22 protein-coding genes and 1 tRNA gene are annotated in these 21,641 nt (G+C 65.7%); 9 read left to right on the top strand and 14 right to left on the bottom strand.

What is annotated here, in order from left to right; translation table 11 throughout:
• The first annotated feature begins 12 nt into the window (after positions 1–12).
• Positions 13–1,137: an aminotransferase class V-fold PLP-dependent enzyme gene (locus FCT00_RS14290; RefSeq protein ID WP_235889091.1), complete on the top strand. Its 1,125-nt coding sequence runs from the start codon at positions 13–15 to the stop codon at positions 1,135–1,137.
• On the opposite strand, the gene FCT00_RS14285 is transcribed toward FCT00_RS14290, so the two are convergent.
• The 4 genes from FCT00_RS14285 to FCT00_RS14270 all read right to left on the bottom strand — a co-directional run bounded on the left by FCT00_RS14285 (position 1,134) and on the right by FCT00_RS14270 (position 3,689).
• Entirely contained in the window at positions 1,134–1,337 is a 204-nt protein-coding gene (locus FCT00_RS14285; protein WP_008330470.1) for a hypothetical protein, read from the bottom strand. The genes FCT00_RS14290 and FCT00_RS14285 overlap by 4 nt on opposite strands.
• Positions 1,338–1,384: 47 nt before the next feature.
• A complete protein-coding gene (locus FCT00_RS14280; RefSeq protein ID WP_138423548.1) occupies positions 1,385–1,573 on the bottom strand; it encodes a hypothetical protein in 189 nt (62 codons plus the stop codon).
• Positions 1,574–1,809: 236 nt separating this feature from the next.
• Positions 1,810–3,009 carry an FAD-dependent monooxygenase gene (locus tag FCT00_RS14275; protein ID WP_138423547.1) on the bottom strand — a complete coding sequence of 400 codons (1,200 nt, stop codon included), beginning with the start codon at positions 3,007–3,009 and terminating at the stop codon, positions 1,810–1,812.
• Positions 3,010–3,011: 2 nt separating this feature from the next.
• Positions 3,012–3,689 carry a pyrimidine 5'-nucleotidase gene (locus FCT00_RS14270; RefSeq protein WP_138423546.1) on the bottom strand — a complete coding sequence of 226 codons (678 nt, stop codon included), beginning with the start codon at positions 3,687–3,689 and terminating at the stop codon, positions 3,012–3,014.
• A gap of 109 nt (positions 3,690–3,798) precedes the next feature.
• Here FCT00_RS14270 and FCT00_RS14265 point away from each other — a divergent pair, with 109 nt between their 5' ends.
• On the top strand, positions 3,799–4,440 hold the full coding sequence (locus FCT00_RS14265) for a GntR family transcriptional regulator (protein ID WP_008330466.1): 642 nt from the start codon (positions 3,799–3,801) through the stop codon (positions 4,438–4,440).
• Here the strand turns inward: FCT00_RS14265 and FCT00_RS14260 are convergent.
• On the bottom strand, positions 4,415–6,469 hold the full coding sequence (locus FCT00_RS14260; RefSeq protein WP_138423545.1) for a glycosyltransferase family 2 protein: 2,055 nt from the start codon (positions 6,467–6,469) through the stop codon (positions 4,415–4,417). The two genes, FCT00_RS14265 and FCT00_RS14260, sit on opposite strands and share 26 nt — an antisense overlap.
• Before the next feature lie 76 nt (positions 6,470–6,545).
• The gene (carA, locus tag FCT00_RS14255) at positions 6,546–7,697 is read right to left on the bottom strand and encodes a glutamine-hydrolyzing carbamoyl-phosphate synthase small subunit (protein WP_138423544.1); all 1,152 of its coding nucleotides are present in this window, start codon (positions 7,695–7,697) and stop codon (positions 6,546–6,548) included.
• Between the two features lie 138 nt (positions 7,698–7,835).
• Between carA and FCT00_RS14250 the strand changes: the two genes are divergently transcribed.
• From FCT00_RS14250 to FCT00_RS14240, 3 genes are all read left to right on the top strand, one after another.
• Positions 7,836–8,291 (top strand): GatB/YqeY domain-containing protein, encoded by a 456-nt coding sequence (locus tag FCT00_RS14250; protein WP_008330463.1) that lies wholly within the window; start codon positions 7,836–7,838, stop codon positions 8,289–8,291.
• A 119-nt stretch (positions 8,292–8,410) separates the two neighbouring features.
• Positions 8,411–9,916 carry a hypothetical protein gene (locus tag FCT00_RS14245; RefSeq protein WP_138423543.1) on the top strand — a complete coding sequence of 502 codons (1,506 nt, stop codon included), beginning with the start codon at positions 8,411–8,413 and terminating at the stop codon, positions 9,914–9,916.
• Between the two features lie 173 nt (positions 9,917–10,089).
• Positions 10,090–11,568, top strand: coding sequence for an MDR family MFS transporter (locus FCT00_RS14240; protein ID WP_138423542.1), 1,479 nt, complete (start codon positions 10,090–10,092; stop codon positions 11,566–11,568).
• A gap of 76 nt (positions 11,569–11,644) precedes the next feature.
• On the opposite strand, the gene FCT00_RS14235 is transcribed toward FCT00_RS14240, so the two are convergent.
• The 5 genes from FCT00_RS14235 to FCT00_RS14215 form a co-directional block, all read right to left on the bottom strand.
• On the bottom strand, positions 11,645–12,196 hold the full coding sequence (locus FCT00_RS14235) for a DUF2244 domain-containing protein (RefSeq protein ID WP_008330459.1): 552 nt from the start codon (positions 12,194–12,196) through the stop codon (positions 11,645–11,647).
• Complete coding sequence (locus tag FCT00_RS14230) at positions 12,196–12,675, bottom strand: hypothetical protein (protein WP_138423541.1); 480 nt, start codon at positions 12,673–12,675, stop codon at positions 12,196–12,198. Before FCT00_RS14230 ends, FCT00_RS14235 begins: the two co-directional genes overlap by 1 nt.
• A gap of 65 nt (positions 12,676–12,740) precedes the next feature.
• The gene (locus tag FCT00_RS14225) at positions 12,741–14,414 is read right to left on the bottom strand and encodes a cytochrome c oxidase subunit I (protein WP_138423540.1); all 1,674 of its coding nucleotides are present in this window, start codon (positions 14,412–14,414) and stop codon (positions 12,741–12,743) included.
• 204 nt (positions 14,415–14,618) lie between these two features.
• Entirely contained in the window at positions 14,619–15,482 is an 864-nt protein-coding gene (locus FCT00_RS14220; RefSeq protein WP_138423539.1) for an alpha/beta fold hydrolase, read from the bottom strand.
• A 153-nt stretch (positions 15,483–15,635) separates the two neighbouring features.
• Complete coding sequence (locus tag FCT00_RS14215; protein ID WP_138423538.1) at positions 15,636–16,085, bottom strand: c-type cytochrome; 450 nt, start codon at positions 16,083–16,085, stop codon at positions 15,636–15,638.
• A gap of 324 nt (positions 16,086–16,409) precedes the next feature.
• Here FCT00_RS14215 and FCT00_RS14210 point away from each other — a divergent pair, with 324 nt between their 5' ends.
• On the top strand, positions 16,410–16,991 hold the full coding sequence (locus FCT00_RS14210) for a hypothetical protein (protein ID WP_138423537.1): 582 nt from the start codon (positions 16,410–16,412) through the stop codon (positions 16,989–16,991).
• Positions 16,992–16,996: 5 nt separating this feature from the next.
• Here the strand turns inward: FCT00_RS14210 and lipB are convergent, their stop codons facing one another.
• Positions 16,997–17,659, bottom strand: a complete 663-nt coding sequence (gene lipB / locus FCT00_RS14205) for a lipoyl(octanoyl) transferase LipB (protein WP_138423536.1) — start codon at positions 17,657–17,659, stop codon at positions 16,997–16,999.
• 5 nt (positions 17,660–17,664) lie between these two features.
• Positions 17,665–18,468 carry a LytTR family DNA-binding domain-containing protein gene (locus FCT00_RS14200; protein ID WP_138423535.1) on the bottom strand — a complete coding sequence of 268 codons (804 nt, stop codon included), beginning with the start codon at positions 18,466–18,468 and terminating at the stop codon, positions 17,665–17,667.
• A gap of 127 nt (positions 18,469–18,595) precedes the next feature.
• On the opposite strand from FCT00_RS14200, the gene FCT00_RS14195 reads away from it, so the two are divergent.
• From FCT00_RS14195 to FCT00_RS14185, 3 genes are all read left to right on the top strand, one after another.
• Entirely contained in the window at positions 18,596–19,354 is a 759-nt protein-coding gene (locus FCT00_RS14195) for a hypothetical protein (protein ID WP_138423534.1), read from the top strand.
• A gap of 142 nt (positions 19,355–19,496) precedes the next feature.
• A complete protein-coding gene (locus FCT00_RS14190; protein WP_008330446.1) occupies positions 19,497–19,997 on the top strand; it encodes a DUF2306 domain-containing protein in 501 nt (166 codons plus the stop codon).
• A 94-nt stretch (positions 19,998–20,091) separates the two neighbouring features.
• Positions 20,092–20,178 (top strand) — tRNA-Leu (locus FCT00_RS14185).
• A gap of 71 nt (positions 20,179–20,249) precedes the next feature.
• Here the strand turns inward: FCT00_RS14185 and FCT00_RS14180 are convergent.
• Entirely contained in the window at positions 20,250–21,224 is a 975-nt protein-coding gene (locus tag FCT00_RS14180) for an NAD-dependent epimerase/dehydratase family protein (protein WP_138423533.1), read from the bottom strand.
• Positions 21,225–21,641: the final 417 nt, after the last annotated feature.

Raw genomic sequence — 21,641 nt, 5'->3', positions numbered from 1 at the left:
ACGGAGGCACAGATGGCGCTGCGCAACGATATCGACCCCGACGGTCTGCTCGAATTTTCCGTGGTCTTCACCGACCGCTCCCTCAACCACATGTCCGCGGCCTTCCAGCAGGTGATGCGCGACATCTCGGCGGGGCTGTGCGAGGTCTACAACGCCGACGCGGTCGCCGTGGTCCCCGGTGGCGGCACCTACGGGATGGAGGCCGTCGCGCGCCAGTTCGCCACAGGCAAACGCGCCATGGTCATCCGCAACGGCTTTTTCTCATACCGCTGGTCCCAGATCTTCGAGATGGGCGCGATCCCGGCGGAAGAAACCGTGATGATGGCGCGCCGCACCGGCAATGACGCGACCGCGCCTTTCGCGCCCTGTCCGCTGGACGAGGTAATCGCCAAGATCGAGGCGGAAAAGCCCGAGGTCGTCTTTGCCCCGCATGTGGAAACCTCCTCCGGCATCATCCTGCCCGATGACTACATCCGCGCCGTGACCGATGCGGTCCATGCGAACGGCGGCCTCTTCGTGCTCGACTGCATCGCCTCGGGCACGATCTGGGCGGATATGAAGGCGCTGGGGGTCGACGTTCTGATCTCGGCCCCGCAAAAGGGCTGGTCGGCGCAACCCTCCGCCGGGTTGGTGATGATGAACGACACCGCGCTCGCCGCCGCCAAGGCCACCAAATCCACCAGCTTCGCCATCGACCTTGGCAAGTGGATCGCGATCATGGAGGCCTATACCAACGGCGGTCACGCCTATCACGCCACCATGCCCACCGACGCGCTGCGCGCCTTCCGCGACGCGATGGTCGAGACCCGCTACTACGGTTTCGACAAGCTGAAGGACGCGCAGTGGGAGCAGGGGCGCCGCGTGCGGGCGGCCCTTGCCGAACGCGGCTTCAAATCCGTCGCCGCACCCGGGTTCGAAGCCCCGGGCGTGGTCGTGGTCTACACCGACAACCCCGAGTTCCAGACCGGCAAGGCGTTTCTGGGCCAAGGCGTCCAGATTGCGGCGGGTGTGCCGCTGATGGTGGGCGAGGGCGAGGGCTACAAGAGCTTCCGTCTGGGTCTCTTCGGCCTCGACAAGCTCTATGACGTCGATGCCTCGGTCGCGCGCCTCGAGGCCGCGCTGGACGCCGTCACCTAATTGCGCATCCGCCAGAGCGCATAGACGACCAGAGCGATCACCACCTCGGTCACGAAGACCAGCCCGGCGGGCCCGGCGACGACGATGCCCATGAGGGCGAAAACGACGACGAGCGCCGACATCAGGAATGTGGCGCTCGCGATCTGGTCTTCGGAAAGGGGGGCCGCGTCGGCGCGGGCCTTGGGGCTTGGGTCAGGCATGGCAGTGCTCCTTTGCTTCGGAACACCGGGCGACGGGCTTCGGTTCCCTACTTCCCGACCGACAGGGTGATGAGGATCACGAACATGATCGGCGTCACGACGACCATGGTCATTCCCACGCCGGGAAGCCCGAACAGCACGAAGGCAAGGACGAGAACGACCACCACCGCCAAGGCGATGAGAAAGCCCCAGATCGCCTGACGGCGTTCGGTCTCGGCGGATTGCGGGTCGGTCATTGGTCTCTCCTGTCTGATCCTGGCGCGGGCTTTCTTCTGACGCAAAATTCCGACATCCGAAATGCGCATTTGTGCCGCGCGTCAGGCGGTCGCAGGTCTTCTCTGTTTCCGGAAACCTCGGAGGGGACGGATTTGCCTGCAAATCCGGGGGAGGCTGGCCTCCCCTCACCGCGACGGCCTGCCATTGGCAGGGCGGCGCAAATCCTGTGCGCCGCAGGCGCGCGATCAGGTCGCCGTCAGACCGGGCCGAGACCTGCGCGCATCACGCCGCGCCGGACCGGGGCGATGTCGTGGACGGCGCGAAGCCCCATCAACCGGACCGCCTGAATGCCGGCCTCGCCGGAGCCTGCGACGCGGTTGAACACGTCGATGACCCGCGCGCGGCGGGCGATGTCGGCGCGCCGCGCGGCGTCGTATTCCGCCAGAACCTCGGGCGCGCCGGGGTCGTCGGGCCGCTTCACCGCGGCCTCCAGAAGTGCTGCGATGTCGTTTAGCGAGGTGTTCAGCCCCTGCGCCCCGATCGGGGGCAGGGCGTGCGCGGCTTCGGCCACGACGGCCACGCGCCCCTCGACCAGCCGGTCGGCGGTCTGCGTGATGATCGGCCAGATCGAGCGGTTGCCCTTCAGGCTCATCCAGCCCAGAAGCCCGGTGGAGCGTTCGAACATCACCTGCTCGAACGCGTCGACCTCCATCTCCATCAACTCGACCGAGCGCGGCCCCTTGTTCATCCACACGATGGCCGAGGCGGGCTGACCGTCCACATCGCCCAGCGGCACGATGGTGAACGGCCCGCCCTCGTTGTAAATCTCGGTCGACACGTTCTCGTGCGGCAGGTCGTGTGTCACGGTGAAGGCAAGAGACTTTTGCCCGTAACGCGTGGTCGTCACGTCGATCCCCGCCGCTTCCCGCAGGGCCGAGAACTTGCCGTCCGCCGCAATCGCCAGTTTGGCGCGCACGGTGGAGCCGTCGGTCAGGGTCACGATGGTTTCGGTCGTCCGGTTCACCAGCCGTTTGAACCCGGTGCCGTACAGCGCGGTGATGCCCGGTGCGTCTTGCAGGTAGCGCCACAGCTCGCGCCGCACGACCCAGTTCATCAGGTTCCATCCGAAAGGTTCGTCCGACATCTCGGAGGCCTGGAAGACCCTGCGCTCGCGCTCCACGGGCGGCCAGCCGGTCGTGTCGATCACGGCCAGCCGGTCGAGCGAGGTCGACAGCGGTTCAAGCAAAGGCCACAGCCCGCAGGCCGCGAACAGGTCGCGCGCGGGTTGCAGAAAGGCGGTGGATCGCAGGTCCGAGCCGTCGAGGTCGGCCTCGGTCACGGGCGGCACCGGATCGGCCATGACGACGGAAAACCCGCGTGCGGCGAAGACGGCCGCGGCCACCTGACCGGCGATCCCGCCGCCCGAAATGAATATGTCTGCGCTGCGTCGTTCCATGCTCAGGATGTAGCCCCGTCACGCGCCGCCGCCAAGCCGCCAAGCTGCGACAGGAAGTCCGACAGGTCGTCGGTATGGTGGTGAATGTGGGCGGCCTTTATCGGCGCCGGGGCGACGTGGACCGTTCGCATCCCCAGTGCGTGCGGGACGGCAAGGTTCCGTGCGTCGTCCTCGAACATCGCGGCGGTCGCCGGGTCCAGCCCATCGGCGGCGAAGACGGCATCGAAGGCCGCGCGGCGCGGCTTGGGCTGAAAGCCCGCGTGCTCGACGCCATAGACCGCGTCGAACACCTCCGACAGCCCGCGCGCGGCGAGCACGTTGCGGGCATAGGGTTCGGTCGCGTTGGTATAGACGATCCGCCGGCCCGGCAGCGCCGCGATCCGGTCCGCCAGAACCGCGTCCGCCTCCAGCCGGTGAAACGAGATGTCGTGAACGTCGTAGAGATACCCGTCCGGGTCGATCCCGTGGACCTCCATCAATCCGGCGAGCGTGGTGCCGTGGCTGTCCCAGTAAAGCGCGCGCAGGCGGTCGGCCTCGGCCCGGTCCACGTTCAGCGTGCGCATCACCCAGTCGGTCATCTTGACTTCGATCTGGTCGAATAGCCGCGCGGAGGGCGGGTAGAGCGTATTGTCGAGGTCGAAGACCCAGGTCGTCACGTGCGAGAAACTGTCGGCTACCATGCCCCCTAGATAATGCGGCACAACGTCGCCCGCGACCCCGAAAGCGCCCCCGCGCTTGATTGTGAGCGCTGACAGGTCATAGTCACCGGACGAACAGGAGGACGCGCGCGTGAAAGAACCCCGAAGCGGGCCCAAGGATGCCTATGAGCTGATCCTCGATGCGATCGACGAAGGTCTCTACAAGCCCGGCGACCGTATGGTGGAAAGCGAGCTTGCCGACCGCTTCGGCGTGTCGCGCACCCCGATCCGCGAAGCGTTGCAGCGTCTGGAGACCCAGAGCCTGCTCAACCGGGATGGCCGTTCGCTGATCGTGGCTTCGCTCGACCATACGCAACTGGCCGAGCTTTATGCCGTGCGGGCCGAGCTCGAAGGGCTGGCCGCGCGTCTTGCCGCGCAACATGCCGCGCCGGAAGAGCAGAAGGTGCTGCGCGCCATGGTCGAGGAAGATCGCGGGCTGGTCGGCGACCCAGCGGCGCTGGCGCGGGCGAACCGTCGGTTTCATCGCCAGATCCACCTCGCCTCGCACAACCGCTATCTGCTTTTGCAACTGGACCTCGTGCACCGGACCATGGCGCTTCTGGCGACCACGTCGCTCGCCGCCGAAGGGCGGTCCGAAGTGGCGCTGGCCGAACACGATGCCATCGTGCGCGCCATCGAAGCGCGCGACGGCGATGCAGCGGACGAGGCGCTGCGCCGCCATATCTCGAAAGCGTTCGAGACCCGGCTTACGATCGACTCGAAATCGGGATGACCTGAGCGGACTGAACCGGGGCAGGCGAGAATTTCGCAAGGGTTTCTTCGACGAGATCGTCGTGGCCGTGCTGGGTCTTGTCCCAGAAGAACGGCTTGCGCACGATCTCGCCCAGCCCCTTGAGCGCGGCGAGCGAGGCGAGCGGGAAGTAGACGTGCAGGGTCGGCACCCAGAGTTTCAGAAACCGTCGCCCCGGTGTCGAGACGGCGATCATCCCGACCGCGATGTTGATCGCCTCGGCGGTGAGGAACGTGGCGAACATGGCCCAGACCACCCAGCCCGGCATGACCTCGGCCAAGGGGTGCGGCAGGCCGAAGGCCAGCAGCCAGTAGGACCAGAGCACGGGGGCGAGGATCAGATGCGACAGGGTGCCGAGGAACACGATCTGCACGCCCCAGAACCTGCGCGCCCCCAGTTCCCGCCACAGGCGGCGCGGGTCGCGCATGTGGACGCCATAGGTCATCGCGTAACCCTTGATCCAGCGTGACCGCTGCTTGATCCACGGCCAGACCCGGCAGTTCGCCTCTTCCTTGGTCACGGTTTCGACCAGCTCGGTGGTATAGCCGAGCCGGGCGAGCCGGATGCCGAGGTCCGCGTCCTCGGTCACGTTATGGGCGTCCCAGCCGCCCAGTTGTTCCAGCACGCCCCGGCGAAAGAACAGCGTCGTGCCCCCCAGCGGCACGGCGAAGCCCATCTTTTCCATGCCCGGCAGGACGATGCGGAACCATGTGGCGTATTCGATGGTGAAACAGCGGCTGAGCCAGTTGGTGCGCGCGTTGTAATAGTCGAGCATCCCTTGCAGGCAGGCGACGCGCGGCGGGGCTTCGGCGAACCGGGCCACGATCCGGTCGATCTGGTCGGGGTCCGGCGCATCCTCGGCATCGTAGACCCCGATGATGGTCCCCCGCGCGAAGTCGAGCGCGAAGTTCAGGGCGCGGGGTTTGGTGCGCACGCCGCCGCGCGGCACGGTGATCTGGCGCATCCACGCGGGCAGGCGCGCGTTTGACAGCGTCTCTTGTGTGAGCGTGTCGTCCTCCTCGACGATCAGGCAAATGTCCAAAAGCTCGCGCGGATAGGTCAGCCGGCCGAGCCGCTTGACCAGACGCCCCGCGATCTCGCGCTCGCGGTAGAGCGGGACGAGGATCGACACCACCGGGCGACGGCGTGGATCGTGCGGCCCGACCACGCGGATCGGTGGCGCGTGCCGATGGCGGCGCGTGTGGACCACGGTCGCGGCCAGCTTGACGCCCGTGTTCACGATCAGCGTCAGGATGGCCCAGCCGGTCAGCATCGCCCACGCGGCGGTCGGCGCGGTGAGGAGGAGGAGCGCCACGGCACCGGCGAGCGTCAGCCACAGACGCGCCGCACCGACCGTATCCCACGTCCGGCAGGACATATCCTCGGCGACCCGCGTTTCGGCCTGAGCGACCATCCGGCGGTGGCGCAGCGATACGAGGGCCGCGTCGACCTCGTTCCCCTGAGCCACGACCATGCGGCACGCCCCGAAGCTCTCTGGCAGACCGGACCGAATGCGAGCGAAGCGATCCGGGCAGGCGCAGGCGATGATGGTGGTGTCGCCGACCCGCTTCCACGGGACGAAGCCAAGGCGCAGGCAGGCGTCCAGCCCCACAGCGTCGATCAGGCGCACGTCCGGCGGATCACGGCGCAGATCGACGAGGGTGGTGTCGTAGACCTTGGCCAGCGCGCGGGCGAGCGTATAGGGCGTGACGAAGCCGCGCGCGAGCAGGACATCCCCAAGCCTGAGCGCGGTGCCGGCCCGTGCCTGCCGCGCCGCCAGCAGGTCTTCGGGGCGCAAGATGCCCATGTCCACCAGCTTCTCGCCCAGCCCCGACTTGCGGGGCGGCGGTTCGAGCATCGGTTCGGGCAGCAGTTCGAGCCGGGGACGATGGATCAGGCGCAGCCGATCCAAGGGGCGCATGGCGATGATCTCGGCACCGTCATCGGTCCGAGGCAGGAATTTCCGCGCCACCTCCGCAAAGGCGAAGCTTCTGTGGGAATTGTCGGTCATCGTTTCCCCGCAACAGCGGGGTCATCCTGAGACCGCTTGGTTAATGTTCGGTTAACACGCGCCCGCCGGGCCGCTGTCAGGCCCGCGCCTGCATCGCGGCCGCAAACCGTTCGAACAGGTAGTAGCTGTCCATCGGGCCCGGGCTCGCCTCGGGGTGATACTGCACCGAATAGACCGGGCGGTCGTCCATCGCGATCCCGCAGTTGGACCCGTCGAAGAGCGACACGTGGGTCTCTTTCACACCGGCGGGGAGTGACTGGCTGTCCACCGTGAACCCGTGGTTCATCGACGTGATCTCGACCTTGCCCGTGGTCAGGTCTTTGACCGGGTGGTTCGCGCCGTGGTGGCCGTGGTTCATCTTGATCGTCTTGGCCCCGAGCGCGAGGGCGAGCATCTGGTGGCCGAGGCAAATGCCGAAGACCGGCATATCGGTGTCGTTCAGCACCTTCTGGATCATCGGCACGGCATATTCGCCCGTCGCCGCCGGATCGCCGGGACCGTTCGACAGGAACAGGCCGTCGGGCTTGTGCGCCATGACTTCGTCCGCCGTGGCGGTGGCGGGCAGAACGGTCACGTCGCAGCCCGCCGAGGCGAGGCAGCGCAGGATGTTGCGCTTCGCGCCGTAGTCGATCGCGACCACCTTGTATTTCGGCTGCTCCAGCCGGGGGTAGCCGTCAGGCCAGGCCCACCGCATCTCGTCCCAGCGGTAGCTTTGCGCGCAGGTCACGTTCTTGGCGAGGTCGAGGCCCACCAGACCGGGGAAGGCCCGCGCCTTGGCGACCAGCGCCTCGAGGTCGAAGTTGCCGTCCGGGTCACGGGCCAGCGCGACATGCGGCGCGCCCTGTTGGCGGATGGCGCGGGTCAGCCGCCGGGTGTCGATCCCGCCGATGCCGATGCGGCCGCGCTTTTCCAGCCAGTTCCACAGCGGTTCCGCCGCGCGCCAGTTCGACGGCTCGGTCGGGTCCCACTTGACCACCATGCCCTCGGCCACCGGATCCTGCGTTTCGTCGTCTTCCGGGTTTACGCCCACGTTGCCGATATGCGGGAAGGTGAAGGTCACGACCTGCCCCGCATAGGAGGGGTCCGTCATGATTTCCTGATACCCGGTCATCGCGGTGTTGAAGCACAGTTCCGCGGTCGTCACGCCCGTGGCCCCGAACCCTTTTCCGTAGAAAACGGTTCCGTCTGCAAGGGCGAGGCAGGCGGTCGGCTTGGTCTTGGTCGGCATGGCAGGCTCCCGGATCGGATCGCGAGAGGTGTTACGGGGGCGGCCCGTCAGCGTCAAGGGGATCGGGCGCTTGTTTCTGCCCCTGCGAAGGTGTAATTTCGGGGCTTCGTGACTGGAACTTTGAAGGGTTTTCACCACATGCGAAACCGGCTGAGCGAAGCTCTGAAGACGGCGATGAAGGAAAAGGATACGAAGCGTCTTTCGACCCTGCGCCTCATCAATGCCGCCATCAAGGACCGCGAAATCGCCATGCGGGGCGAGGGCGAGGACCCGTCCGACCTGACCGATGACGTCATTCTCGGCATCCTCGGCAAGATGGTGAAGCAACGTCAGGAATCGGCGCGCGCCTATGAAGAGGGCGGGCGGCTGGAACTGGCCGAGGCCGAGCGGGAAGAGATCAAGGTGATCGAGGAATTCCTGCCGCGCCAGTTGTCCGACGCCGAGGTCGACAAGGCCGTGGACAAGGCCGTCGCCGAGGTCGGCGCGACGTCGATCCGCGACATGGGCAAGGTCATGGGCGTGCTCAAGGGCAAGTATACCGGGCAGATGGATTTCGGCGCGGTCGGCCCCAAGGTCAAGGCACGGCTGGGCTGAAACCCAAACGGGGGCTTTCGGGTGCCGCGCGTGATCTAAGGTCTTGAAACGCGCGACAATTCGGCCTTCGGAGTGCCGAAAGCTTGACAGGCTGCGGCGCGTTGCGCATTGGCTTTCGGATGACGGACACACAGCGGCATCAGGGGGCGCGTGCGCCGGGCGCGTTTCGGCACGTCCTGCGGCTTGTCGCGCGTGCCGGTCGCGGTCTGGCCCGATCCCCCCGCCGCACCCATGCCGACGATCAGGCCCGCCGGATCGACGACCTGACGCGGGCGACGCAGCGTCTGGAACGGGCGCTGGCCGAACAGGTCGAGGCGACGCGACGGGTCGCCGAGGTGGCGACCCGGCTCGACCGTGTTGAGGGGCTTGCCACGGACGCGATGGAATTCGCGCAGGCCGCCGCCGGAAACAGCGCCGTGGCCGCGCGCCTCGCCACGACGGTCGTGCGGGACGGCCAGCCCATCCGCGTCGGATTTCTGGTTCACAACTACGAGGCTTGGGGCGCGCTCAGGCGCATCCATGCGCTGATGGTCGCGGATGAGAAGTTCGACCCCGTCGTCTTCACGATTCCACGCCGTTTCCCGGGCGCAGACACGTTTCGCGACGAGGACGGCAACAGCGCGGGGCTAACCGCGGAAGGCGTCGCTCACGTTCGGTTGAACGACCCCGAACCCAGCGTCGATGTGAGCCGGATCAAGTCCTTCGACCTCGAAGTGATTTTCCGTCAGTCGCATTGGCAAAAGGACGTGCCGGGCGTGTTCCGCACCGATCTGTTGTCCTTCGCCAAACAGTATTACGTGCCCTATGCCATCACCTCGCTCATCACCGAGGGCGGTGGCATCGTCGAGCATACGCGCAAGGATGTGCTGGCCCGGCAATTCGTGGCGGGCGCCGTCGCCCGTTCGATCGTGGCCAGCCACGACCGGCTGGGCGGCGCCCGGATCACCCTGTCGGGCCACCCGAAGGTGCGCGAGATCCGGACCGCCGAGCCGCACTGGCCCATCGCTTCGACCAACACGACCCGGATCATATGGAGCGCCCATCACGCCATCGACGGGCGCTGGAACGGCTTCGGCACCTTTCCCGAAGTCTGCGACGAAATGCTGGCGCTTGCCCGCAGGCGGCCCGACCTCGACATCCTGTTCAGCCCGCACCCGGCGCTCATCACCCGCATCGACGGGATGACGCCCGCGCGGCGCGCCCGGTTCGACGCCTTTTTCCGGGCATGGGATGCGCTGCCGAACACCGGGCAGTTGCGCAGTGGGCAATACCTCGGCCCCTTCGCGGCCTCCGATCTGCTTGTTGTCGACGGTTTGAGTTTCCTCATGGAATACCAGCTTCTGAAAAAGCCGGTGATCTACCTGTCCCGGCCCGGCAGCTCGCCGTGGAACGCCATGGGCGAGATGGTGGTGGCGGGGACACATGAGCTCCCCTCCGCGCGGATTTCGGGGATCGAGGCGCTGATCGACGGGCTGTGCGACGGATCGGTGCCGCGCAAGGACGCCGCGCAACAGGCGCTGATCGACGAGTTGACCCCGCGTGACGATCCGGCACGTTTCATCGTCGATACGATCCACGACGATCTGCGCGCAGAGGCCCGTCGGGACGAGACCGCGGCAGGCTGACGCCGCCGGTCGGTTCGCATCGGCACAGAAACGCTAATCCACTGTGCATCTTTGCCGCAGGCTTTTCGCCCGCGCGAAAGCGGGGCAGGTTGACACGCGAAGGCCCGCGCGCGATGCACCCGGCATGGGCCGGGACGACCGGCCTTTTTGTTTTTAAGCGTTCAGGACGTCCCATGCCCAGCGATACGATGACCCCAGGCCTTTCCGACGCGCCGGTCGCGCCGGACCATTCCGCGCGCAACCGCGTGGTGATCCTGCTCCTTCTGGTCTCGACCTTCACGATGATCCTGAACGAGACGATCATGTCGGTCGCCTTGCCCCGGCTCATGTCCGATCTCGGCGTGACGGCCAATGCCGCGCAATGGCTGACCACCGCGTTCCTTCTCACCATGGCCGTGGTGATCCCGGTCACGGGGTTCCTGCTGCAACGGTTCCACACGCGCACGGTGTTCATCGCGGCGCTGAGTTTCTTCAGCTTCGGCACGCTTCTGTGCGCCATCGCGCCGGGCCTGCCGCCGCTGGTTCTGGGCCGGGTCGTGCAAGCCTGCGGCACGGCGATGATGATGCCGCTGCTGATGACGACGGTGATGAACCTCGTCCCGCCGGACAGCCGGGGCAAGACGATGGGCAATATCTCGATCGTCATTTCGGTCGCGCCCGCCATCGGTCCCACCTTGTCGGGGATCATCCTGAACCTGCTTGGCTGGCGCTGGATGTTCTGGCTGATCCTGCCCATCGGGCTGATCTGCCTTGCCGCCGGGCTGGCCTGGCTCAAAAACGTGACCGAGCCGCGCAAGGTGCCGCTCGACATCCTGTCGGTGCCGCTGGCCGCCATCGGCTTCGGCGGGCTGGTCTATGGCCTGTCCACCATTGGCGAGGGCCATGGCGAAGAGGGAGGCATGCCGCTGTGGCTGCCGCTCGCCGTGGGGGGCGCCGTGCTGATCGCCTTCATCCTGCGCCAGATCGCGCTTGGCCCAAAGGAGCGGGCGCTGCTCGACCTGCGCACCTTCCGGCACAAGATTTTCACCGTCGCCGTGGTGATGATGGGACTCGCCATGATGGCGCTCTTCGGGATGATTATCCTTCTGCCGCTCTACATGCAGAACGTGCTGGGGATGGAGCCTGTGCAGGCGGGCCTGATGCTTTTGCCCGGCGGTCTTCTAATGGGGCTTCTGGCCCCGGTCGTCGGCCGCCTGTTCGATGCCCACGGTGCGCGCAAGCTGGTCATCCCCGGCTCGGTCGCGGTGGCGGTGGCGCTGTGGCTGATGACGACCTTCACGCCCGAGACCGGGATCGCGATGGTTCTGGCGAGCCATATCACCCTGTCGGCGGGCCTTGCGTTCCTGTTCACGCCGCTCTTCACCTCGAGCCTCGGGTCGCTGCCGCCGCAGCTTTATTCCCACGGCTCGGCGCTGATCGGCACGATCCAGCAGGTCGCAGGCGCGGCGGGGATCGCGCTGTTCGTGTCGGTGATGTCGGTGCGGTCCGCCGCCGGGATCGCGGCCGGGCTGGACGAGGCTCATGCGTTGTCGCAGGGGCTTCAGGCCGGGTTCATGTGCGGCGCCATCGCATCGCTCGGCATGATCGCGGCCAGCTTCTTTGTCCGCCGCCCGCCGGACATGCAGGACGGGGGCGCCCCGATGGGGCACTGAGAGACAATACAAAGGCGCGCCACGGACAAGCCGGCGCGCCTTTTTCGTTTTCCTATGCGGGGCGGGGGAGCCCCGGTCAGTTCCCCGGCCCGCGCCGCGACTTCGCCAGCACCAGCGCCCGCTCGAGCTCCTCGCGCAATAGGGGGCGTTCGTCTTCGGACAGGAACGATCCGATCTCGACCTCGCGGCCATTGCCCTTGAGCGTCAGGTAGTGCTTCACCGGCCCGCCGTCCTTGTGGACCTGCACGCTGACCCAATGCGGGTTGGCGTCCCATTCGGCGTGTTGGCGGCGCGGCCCGGTGCGGCTGAGGTGCATCCGGTCGGTCCAGATCGTCAGTTCTTCGAGGATCTCACCGTCGCGGTAGCTTTTCCCGATGAACCACCAGAGCCCGAAAATCGCGATCAGGCCGGGGCCGAGCAGCCACCACAGCGCCAGCGTGCCGACGAAAGCAGATAGCGGGATCATCAGCATGACGTAGGCGAACCCGATGGCGAATGCGAAGCCGCGTTTCGGGAGCGAGCGATAGGGCCACAGGTGCAGCCGCGCGATGGGCGCACCGCCTTCGGCTTCGCCGGGCGCTTCGAAGGCGGGGGCCTCGCGGATCGGAATGTCCCATTCGTAGGGCATCAGGCGCGCCCCCGGATGCGGCGGAGGAGGGGCCGGAGCACGATGGTCAGCACCAGCCCGGCGACGCCTGCGAGGAAGACGAAGGCCCCGACCTCGCCCACGGTGCCGAACAGGGCGACCCGGTCGGCAGGCGGGATGGTGACGGGGACGAGGCTCGCCGCCCCGCCGATCAGCATCATCAACCCCGACACGACCGTCGGCATCCGGTCCGCGCGCCCCAGCCGTTCCTTGATCGCCTGCGCCACGGTCGCGACGAAGGCCACGGCGATCAGGCTTTGGACGAAAACGGCGAACCCGACGACATAGTAGCTGTCGGTCGCCGACGCGCCGCCCTCCTGCGGCCAGGCGAGCGCCAGCACCATGTAGGCGATCGCGCCCAGCAGCCCGGCCCCGAGCACCAGCGACGCGCGCAGGCCCAAGATGGCCGCGACGAGCGCGGGCAGGGGGATCAGGATCAGAAAGGCGGGGGCAGGCAGCATGGTCTCTCTCATGAAAAAGGCCCCGGCGTTTCCACCGGGGCCTCAGGTCTCAGGTCGTCAGGCCCTTAGTGAGCGTGCGACCTGTCCCAGTCCTCGCGCTTCGGGAGCTGTTCGAAGGTGTGCTCCGGCGGCGGCGAGGGCAGCGTCCACTCGAGCGTGTCCGCGTATTCGTTCCAGTAGTTCTTCTCGGTGATCCGGCGACCGGCGGTCAGCGTGTAGATCATGATGCCGAAGAAGAAGATGAACGAGGCGAAGGACAGGAACGCACCCATCGACGAGATCTTATTCCAGTAGGCGAAGGCCTCCGGATAGTCGATGTAGCGGCGCGGCATACCCTGACGGCCCAGGAAGTGCTGCGGGAAGAAGGTGAGGTTCACACCGATGAAGAACAGCCAGAAGTGGAGCTTACCGGCCCATTCCGGGTACTGACGGCCCGACATCTTGCCGATCCAGTAGTAGATCCCGGCGAAGATGGTGAAGGCCGCACCCATCGACATGGTGTAGTGGAAGTGCGCCACGACGTAGTAGGTGTCGTGGTAGACGCGGTCGACACCGGCCTGCGACAGCACCACGCCGGTCACGCCGCCGATGGTGAACAGGATCAGGAAGCCGAAGCCGAAGAGCATCGGCGTCTTGAACTCGATCGAGCCGCCCCAGAGGGTCGCGATCCACGAGAAGATCTTGATCCCCGTCGGCACCGCGATGACCATCGTCGCCAGCATGAAGTAGGACTGCTGCTGGAGCGACATGCCCACGGTGTACATGTGGTGCGCCCAGACGACGAAGCCGATGACGCCGATGGCGATCAGCGCCCAGACCATCGGCAGGTAGCCGAAGACGGGCTTTTTGGCGAAGGTCGCGAAGACGTGGGACACGAGGCCGAAGCCCGGCAGGATCACGATGTACACTTCCGGGTGGCCGAAGAACCACAGGATGTGCTGGTAGAGGATCGGGTCACCACCGCCCGACGGATCGAAGAAGGTCGTCCCGAAGTTGCGGTCCATGAGCAGCATGGTGATGGCACCGGCCAGAACCGGCAGGGCCAGAAGGATCAGCCATGCGGTGACGAAGATCGACCACGAAAAGAGCGGCACCTTGAACATGGTCATGCCCGGGGCACGCATATTCAGGAAGGTCGTGATCATGTTGATCGCACCGAGGATCGACGAGGCGCCCGAGACGTGGACCGCGAAGATCGCGAGGTCCATCGAATAGCCGCCTTCGGTTGTGGACAGCGGCGGGTAGAGCACCCAGCCCACACCGGAGCCGAGCTGGTCGTTGCCGCCCGGAGCGAGCAGCGAGGCCACACCCAGCGACGTGCCGGTGACGTAGAGCCAGAACGACAGGTTGTTCATCCGCGGGAACGCCATGTCCGGCGCACCGATCTGAAGCGGCATGAAGTAGTTGCCGAAACCACCGAACAACGCCGGGATGACGACGAAGAACATCATCAGGACGCCGTGATAGGTGATCATCACGTTCCAGAAGTGGCCGTTCGGCGTACATTCCGCGCCCGCATCGGCGAACAGGCGGAAGCCTTCGAGACACATATGCTGGACGCCGGGGTCCATGAGTTCCAGGCGCATCAGCACCGTGAAGCTGACCGAAATCAGGCCGACGAGCGCCGACGTGATAAGGTACAGGATGCCGATATCCTTGTGGTTGGTGGACATGAACCACCGGGTGAAGAACCCGCGGGTATCTTCGTGGTCATGGCCCTGGATGGCTGCGTCCGCCATTGAGGTCTCCCTTAGCTGTCCAAATCCAGGGGGATTCCCCCCACGGAATTGGGACGTGTTTACTGCGACATTTTGAACAGAGCAACGCTCAGGGCGATCAAATCTTCGCCTTTCTGCATGTATTGCAACGGGAAAAGCGCCTTGAGAACAGAGCCTCACGCCGATTTCGGGCAATTTGTCGCATGGGGCCTTGTTTGATCCGGGTCAAGGACGGGACCGAGACCGGGCGCCCACGTGATCCGCGATGAGGGCCGCGATCGGCTCCAGCAACGGCCGCGGAAGTTCATGGCCCACGCCCTCCAGCGGTTCGAGCCGCGCGCCGGGGATGTTGCCAGCCAGCGCCCTGCCTTTCGCGAAAGGCAGGATCGGGTCTTCGGTGCCGTGAATGACCAGGGTCGGGAGCGTGATGCGCGCATAGGCGCCTGCCCAATCGGACACCACTTCAAGCGCCGCATGGTTGAAGAGGGTCTCGAACCCGTCCCGGCGGCCCAAGTCTCGCGCAATCCGGGCCGAGATGTCATCGCGCGCGAACGGATAAGCGGACCCGGCGCAAAGCCTTGCGATTTCAAGCAGGAACGCACCAACCGCGGCCCGGTCCGCGATGTCCAATGTCGCCAACCCGACGAAATGCGCAAGAAATGCCTCCGAGATCGGGGGCAGGTCGGCGCCGTCCCAGCCCAGAGGCTCGGACGCGATCAGCGTCAGGGTCCGCACGCGGTCCGGGTGCCGCTCGGCGACCATCTGCGCGATGTAGCCGCCCAGCGACATGCCGATGAGATCCGCCTCGGCGCACCCGTAGGCGTCCAGAATGGCGATGATATCGGTGGCCATGTCATCGACGGTGTAGCCGGGATCACCGGCGGGAAACTGCGACGACTGTCCGGTGTCGCGGTGATCGAAGCGGATCACGAACCTGCCGTGCGCCGCCAACGCCTTGCAAAACGCTTCCGGCCACTCGAACATCGAGGCATTGGCCCCCATGATGAGGAGTAGCGCCGGGTGCGCCGGGTCGCCGAATGCCTCGGACGCCAGTCTGACGGGACCATTTTCAACGATCCTGATGTTCACGTGCGCCTCGCTTGGTTGGGCCGGATGTCGGATTGGACGCCGCCCATTCGTCATCCGTCAAGTCGCAGGGGCCACGGGTTTCATCACCCGACACGAAAAAGCCCCGCCGGGGTGTCGGCGGGGCTTTCGTTGGCCGTCAGGGCAGGGAGAAGATCAGGAGCCTTCGCCCTCTTCCATTTCGCCTTCCGAGAAGGTGGCGAGGTAGGCGGCGACATCTTCGCCGTCCTTCAGCTTGAACGTCATCTTCGACTTCGCGCCGTCATCTTCGAGGTAGGCCTGAAGGAAGGCTTTCGGGTCGGCGAGGTATTCGACCATGTTGGTCGTGTCCCACACGAGGCCCGCTTCACCGGCGGCCACGATGTCGTCGCCGTAGTTGAAATCTTCATACGACCCGGCGGTGCGGCCGATCACGCCGTAGAGGTTCGGGCCGGTGCGGCCACCCTTCACGATGTCCTCGTCCGCCGACGAGATGGCGTGGCAGGATTTGCACTTGCGAAAATCGCCTTCGCCCGCTTCGGCGTCGCCCATCACGGCGTGGCTTTCGGCAAAGGCAGCGGCGCCCGACAGGGTCAGGATGGCGGCGGTGGTCAGGATGGCTTTCATGGCGTTCCTCGTGGTTTGCGTTCGCAGATGGTCCGGGGATTCGGTGCACCGGTCTCCCCAACCTTGGCCGCACCATGCAAATGTTGCAATTGTCTCGCAACCGGGCGGTTGGTCGCAGTGGCGGCTTATGGCCTGACGCGGCTTGGAGTTGGGCCAACGGATGACAGCGGCGGAGAGTTCCAGACCCGATCGCTCCCGTCGCCACCGGCCCGCAGGCCCGGGCGACGCGGACGCCCCCATAGACCCAGCCCCGGAAGTCGCGTAAATCAGAGAGTGGCGGTCTTGGATCGCGGTATTTTATGCAAGTCTATCTCAGGAATTGATATGCGCACCTTCGTCGCCCTTCTGCCCTCCGCCCTCGCTCTCGCCGCCTGCTCGTCGCCGTTCACGAACGCGGCCATCGGATACAATGCGATCCTGAACGAGATATCGGCGGCCCAGCAATCCGCCGACCAGTTGCCCGTGTCCGGCACGGCCACCTATGCGGGTTACCTGCTGCTCGCGGCCTATGACAACACCGGGGCGTCGGACGATTTCATCGGCGATGTCGACATGGACGCGACCTTCACCGCCGCCGGCGCGACGCTCGACGGGCAGGTCACGAATTTTCAGGACAATGCCGATGAGCAACCCGTCGCGGGCACTCTGCGGCTCAACAACGGGGTGTTGGACCGCACCGCGTCGCTGACCAACCCCGACAATCCGGGCACCCAGCACAGCTTTTTCGTGAATGCGGATGGGACGCTGACCAATCAGGCGGGCGATACCTTCGCCTTCGACTCGGTGATCTACGGCGACGTGGTGGGCACGGACGGGAGCCTTCTGACCGGGCAGGTTTCGGGCGACGCGGTCATCAACGGCGTGACCGAAAGCGCGGGCGGCACCTTCGCGGCGCGCGCCGAATAGGCGCCTCAGGCCGCCGGGGCCCCTTCGAACACCGTATCGAACGTCGCCTTCAGCGCCACGTCCAGATCCTCCATCGTCACCGGAAGGCCCAGATCGACGAGCGAGGTGACACCGTGTTCGGTGATCCCGCAGGGCACGATCCCGGTGAAATGGTCTAGGTCGGGGTCCACGTTGATCGAGATGCCGTGGAAACTCACCCATTTGCGCAGGCGCACGCCGATGGCCGCGATCTTGTCTTCGGCCTCCTGCCCGGTGACCGTCAGCGGCTTGTCGTCGCGCACGACCCAGACGCCGACGCGCCCGTCGCGAATTTCGCCGGTCACGTTGAACTGGTCGAGCGTCGCGATCACCCAGGTCTCCATCTGCTTGACGAAGGCCCGCACATCGCGCCCGCGCGCGCCGACGTCGAGCATGACATAAACCACGCGCTGACCGGGGCCGTGATAGGTATATTGCCCGCCGCGCTTCGTCTCATAGACAGGGAAGCGGTCCGCATCGACAAGATCGGCCGGCTTGGACGAAGTGCCGGCGGTGTAGAGCGGCGGATGCTCGACCAGCCAGATCAACTCGCCCGCCTCGCCCGCGGCGATGGCGGCGGCTCGCGCCTCCATGAACGCGACCGCCTCGTCGTAATCGGTCAGCCCTTCGGTGATCTTCCATTCGACCATGCGCGTTACGGGAGAAGCCCCGCCTCCTTCACCGCTGGCACATAGGTCCGGCTCACCGGAATGTCACGCCCGTCCGAGAGCGTCAGGATCGCCCGCGCCCCGTCGCGCCGGGCCGCCGTCACCTCGCCCGTCGCGACCCAGTGCGAGCGGTGGACCTGCATCCCGGCCACGGCCCCCGTCTCGTCCATCGCGTCGGAGAGCCGCATCAGGAGCAGATCGGTCCCCGTGCTGGTCGCCACCTCGACATAGTGATCCTGCACCGAGATCGAGATCAGCCGCCCCCGTTTTTCCAGCGGCAGCCGGGCCAGCAGGCGGGGCGGGGCCGGGCTGGCCGTGGCCGCCGCGCCCTTCATCTGGCCCTCGGCCGCGCCCGTCACATGGCGCTGGATGCCGACGAAGGCCGCCGCGATGATGATCGAAATGACGATGACGTTGGTGCCGAGGATCAGGATCGCGTCCAGTTCGAAGAATTCGGTGCCGAAGACCGCGCCGTTCAGCACGATGAGCAGGGCGAAATTCACGAAGCCCGCGACCGCGCCCGCGACGATGACCGCCGGCCACATGCCAACGCGCCGCGCCCGCAGGGTTTCGGCCACGATCGTCGCCGATCCGCTGCCCGCGAAGAACCCGATGGCCGCGATCACCACCCAGTAGACCAGCCGGGGCAGGGTGCGCATGACGTCTTCGGTGCCGAACGGCCCCGCCAGACCGAGGATCAGGCCGACCGCCACGATGCCGATCCACGCGCCCCGGCTCGTCACCAGCATCTGCAACTCGCGCCGCGCAATCTGATAGGGGGTCTCGCTCAAACCATCCGTGCCTCGTGTCGTCCGGGCGCAGTTTCCCCGCTCGGGCAGGCGGAGACAAGCGCCGATCCCTTGCGAACGGCCCCTCGTGTTGTATCACGGGGTCAGGGCGAGGGGATCAGGACAGTCGATGAGAATCTACATCCAGACGATCCCGAAATCCGGCACCTATTTCATGGCGGCGTTCCTGAGCGAGCTCGGGTTCAACGACACCGGGCTGCACGTGGGCCTCGACCATGTGCTGCGCACCAAGGATTTCGACCTCAAGACCAATGTCGAAACGCCGGGCCGGACCCGCGCGATGCAGCCCTATGCGCAGACCATCCTCGGCCTTGCCCCCGGCGACGCCGCGTTCGGCCACATGCCAGTGGGCCTGCATCCGATCAAGTTCCCCCGCGTGTTCTTCGTCTGCTGCTATCGCCACCCGCGAAAGACGCTGGTGTCCGAGTTCGTCGATTTCCGCTTTCGGCGTCAGGACGTGCCGTGGATCAAGCCGTCCGAGATTGCCGACGACCGCGTGGCCTTCGCGACCTACCTGCGCAAATGCGGGCCCGAGCAGATGGACAAGTGGCGCGACCTTCTGCGGGTCAGGCGCCTCGTCACCCTTCGCTGGCCGGGCTTTTCCGCGCGCCGCTATGCCTTCGTCAATTTCGACGCGATGCTCGCCGACCCCGCGGTGCCGCGTGCGCTGGCTGAACGACTCGGCGTCGATCCCCAACGCGTGCCCGACGCGATGGCGGCGGCGCGGACGGCCGAGACCAAGACCAAGGCCACGGGCCTCACACTCGACCGCAACGCCTTTTGGTCGGACGAGGCGGAGGCGGCCTATGCCGCGCTCAGGGCCGAGGCGCGCGTGCGGCGGGCCAAATCGCTGGGCCTGACGCTCTGACGATTGCATTTCACGCTTCGTGAACCGCAAAACCCCTGATTTCACGACGCGAGAGCGCCATTCACGCAAGCGAACTGGCCCGGTGCAGCGCGGCCTGTCACCACCGTCTCCAGACGCAAACCAACGCAACCGGAGATACCAGATGTTCGACCTGACCCCGCTTCTCGAAGCCCCGACCGCCGTCCAGATTCACGCCTTCGCGGCGCTGGAGGCGGTGCTGCTGACCCCCATCGTCCTCTTTCGCAAGAAGCGCGACATGATCCACCGAATCTCGGGCTATATCTGGGTGACGAACATGCTGATCGCGGCGTTTTCGTCGTTCTGGATCATGGAAATTCAGCTTGTCGGCCCGTTCAGCCCGATTCACGCCTTGTCGCTTTACGTGATCTTCAACGTGGTCAACGCGGTCCGCCACGCGCGGCGCGGCAACATCCGCGCGCATATGGGCATCATGCAGGGCACCGCGCTCTGGGGCCTCGGGATCGCGGGCGCCTTTACGCTGTTGCCGGGCCGCCGGATGAACGAGGTCATTTTCGGTCCGAGCATCGACGACGGCGTCAGCCTTGCCGTGCTGGCCTCGGTCGTGATGACGGTGGGGGCTGTGATCTACATCGTCCGGCGCGCCCCGCGGGCCGCGACGTGAGGGCGGGGGAGGGGGTTTTTCGCAGAACCTGCACTTACCCCCTTCACATCCCCCGAATCCCACGCTATGCAGCGCGCCACCAAGCCAAGACATTGCGGTCGTGGCGGAATTGGTAGACGCGCAGCGTTGAGGTCGCTGTGGGGTAACTCCCGTGGAAGTTCGAGTCTTCTCGACCGCACCATCTCTCCCCCTCGGGGAGAACGACAAAGCCCCGCCATTGGCGGGGCTTTTGGTTTTCCAGGGCTCGCCCGCTCAGTGCAGGTTGTGCCGCCGCTGCGTCTCGTTCGCGATCCAGGCGTAAGTCTTTTCCATGCCCGCGCGCAGCGTCTCGGTCGGCTCCCACCCCAGCTTTTCGCGGATCAGCCGGTTGTCGGAGTTGCGCCCGCGCACGCCTTCGGGGCCGGGGATGTTGTGGATGTCGATGGATTTGCCGGACAGGTCGATCACCATCCGGGCGAGATCGTTGATCGAAATCATCTCTTCCGACCCGATGTTCACCGGACCCTCGAAGTCGGACCTGAGCAGCCGCGTGGTCCCCTCGACGCACTCATCGACGTAAAGGAACGACCGGGTCTGAAGCCCGTCACCCCAAACCTCGATCGTGCCGCCCTCGGGTGTCATCGCGACCTTGCGGCAGAGCGCGGCCGGGGCCTTTTCCTTGCCGCCGTCCCAAGTGCCTTCGACGCCGAAAATATTGTGATAGCGCGCGACGCGGCATTCCATCCCGTAGTTGCGGTTGTAGGCCAGATAAAGCCGTTCCGAGAACAGCTTTTCCCACCCGTATTCGCTGTCGGGATTGGCCGGATAGGCGCTGTCCTCGGCACAGTTCGGGTTGTCGGGGTCGAGCTGGTTGTGTTCGGGATACATGCAGGCGGACGAGGAATAGAACACCCGCTTGATGTTGCGCTTGTGGCAGGCGTCCAGCACGTTGAGGTTGATCGTCGCCGAGTTGTGCATGATGTCGGCGTCGTTCTCGCCGGTGAAGACATAGCCCGCGCCGCCCATGTCGGCGGCGAGTTGATAGACCTCATCGAAGCGTCGGTCGATGACGCGGCGCACCACCTCCTGCTCGCGCAGATCGCCGATCACGAAATCGTCCGCTTCGGTCTCGGCATGTTCGTGGAATTTCAGATCCACGCCGCGCACCCAGAACCCTTCCCGCTTCAGGCGTTTGACCAGATGCCCGCCGATAAAGCCGCCGGCGCCGAGAACGAGTGCAGATTTCATGATGTCCGTCCAGATAATGAATAATTTGATGGGCGAGAGTAGTGCGTTCTGCGGCAAGCGCAAGGTTGTATGCGCGGGGGAGGGATGGCGCGCGCGGGGCCGTTAAGTATTTGTGATCGGCGGCGCACTCTTATATTTCCATCCGGGACCGCTCGTGTGTTCGATTTATATTTCGGGTGCCGCCGTCATGCGCGTAGCGGGGCAGGGGTTGTGGTTCGGTCTGATTCCCATTGCCTTTACGGCCTTGGTGAGTTGAAAATGGTTAATATTTGGTTAACGTCATCTGAATAATTTCGCCTGTCGTTGCAAGTTTTTTCGCGGCCCAGATGTGTGGCGCGAAAAACTTTCTAAAATTCAATCGATCACGTTGACCATCCCGAATATATACGCCAGCCTAGGTGTGGGAGCAGCCGGGGT

Source organism: Maritimibacter alexandrii, assembly GCF_005871115.1.
GTDB classification, from domain to species: Bacteria; Pseudomonadota; Alphaproteobacteria; order Rhodobacterales; family Rhodobacteraceae; genus Maritimibacter; species Maritimibacter alkaliphilus.
The sequence above is the reverse complement of the archived record's forward strand: the minus strand, read 5'-3'. Positions and strand labels throughout refer to the sequence as shown.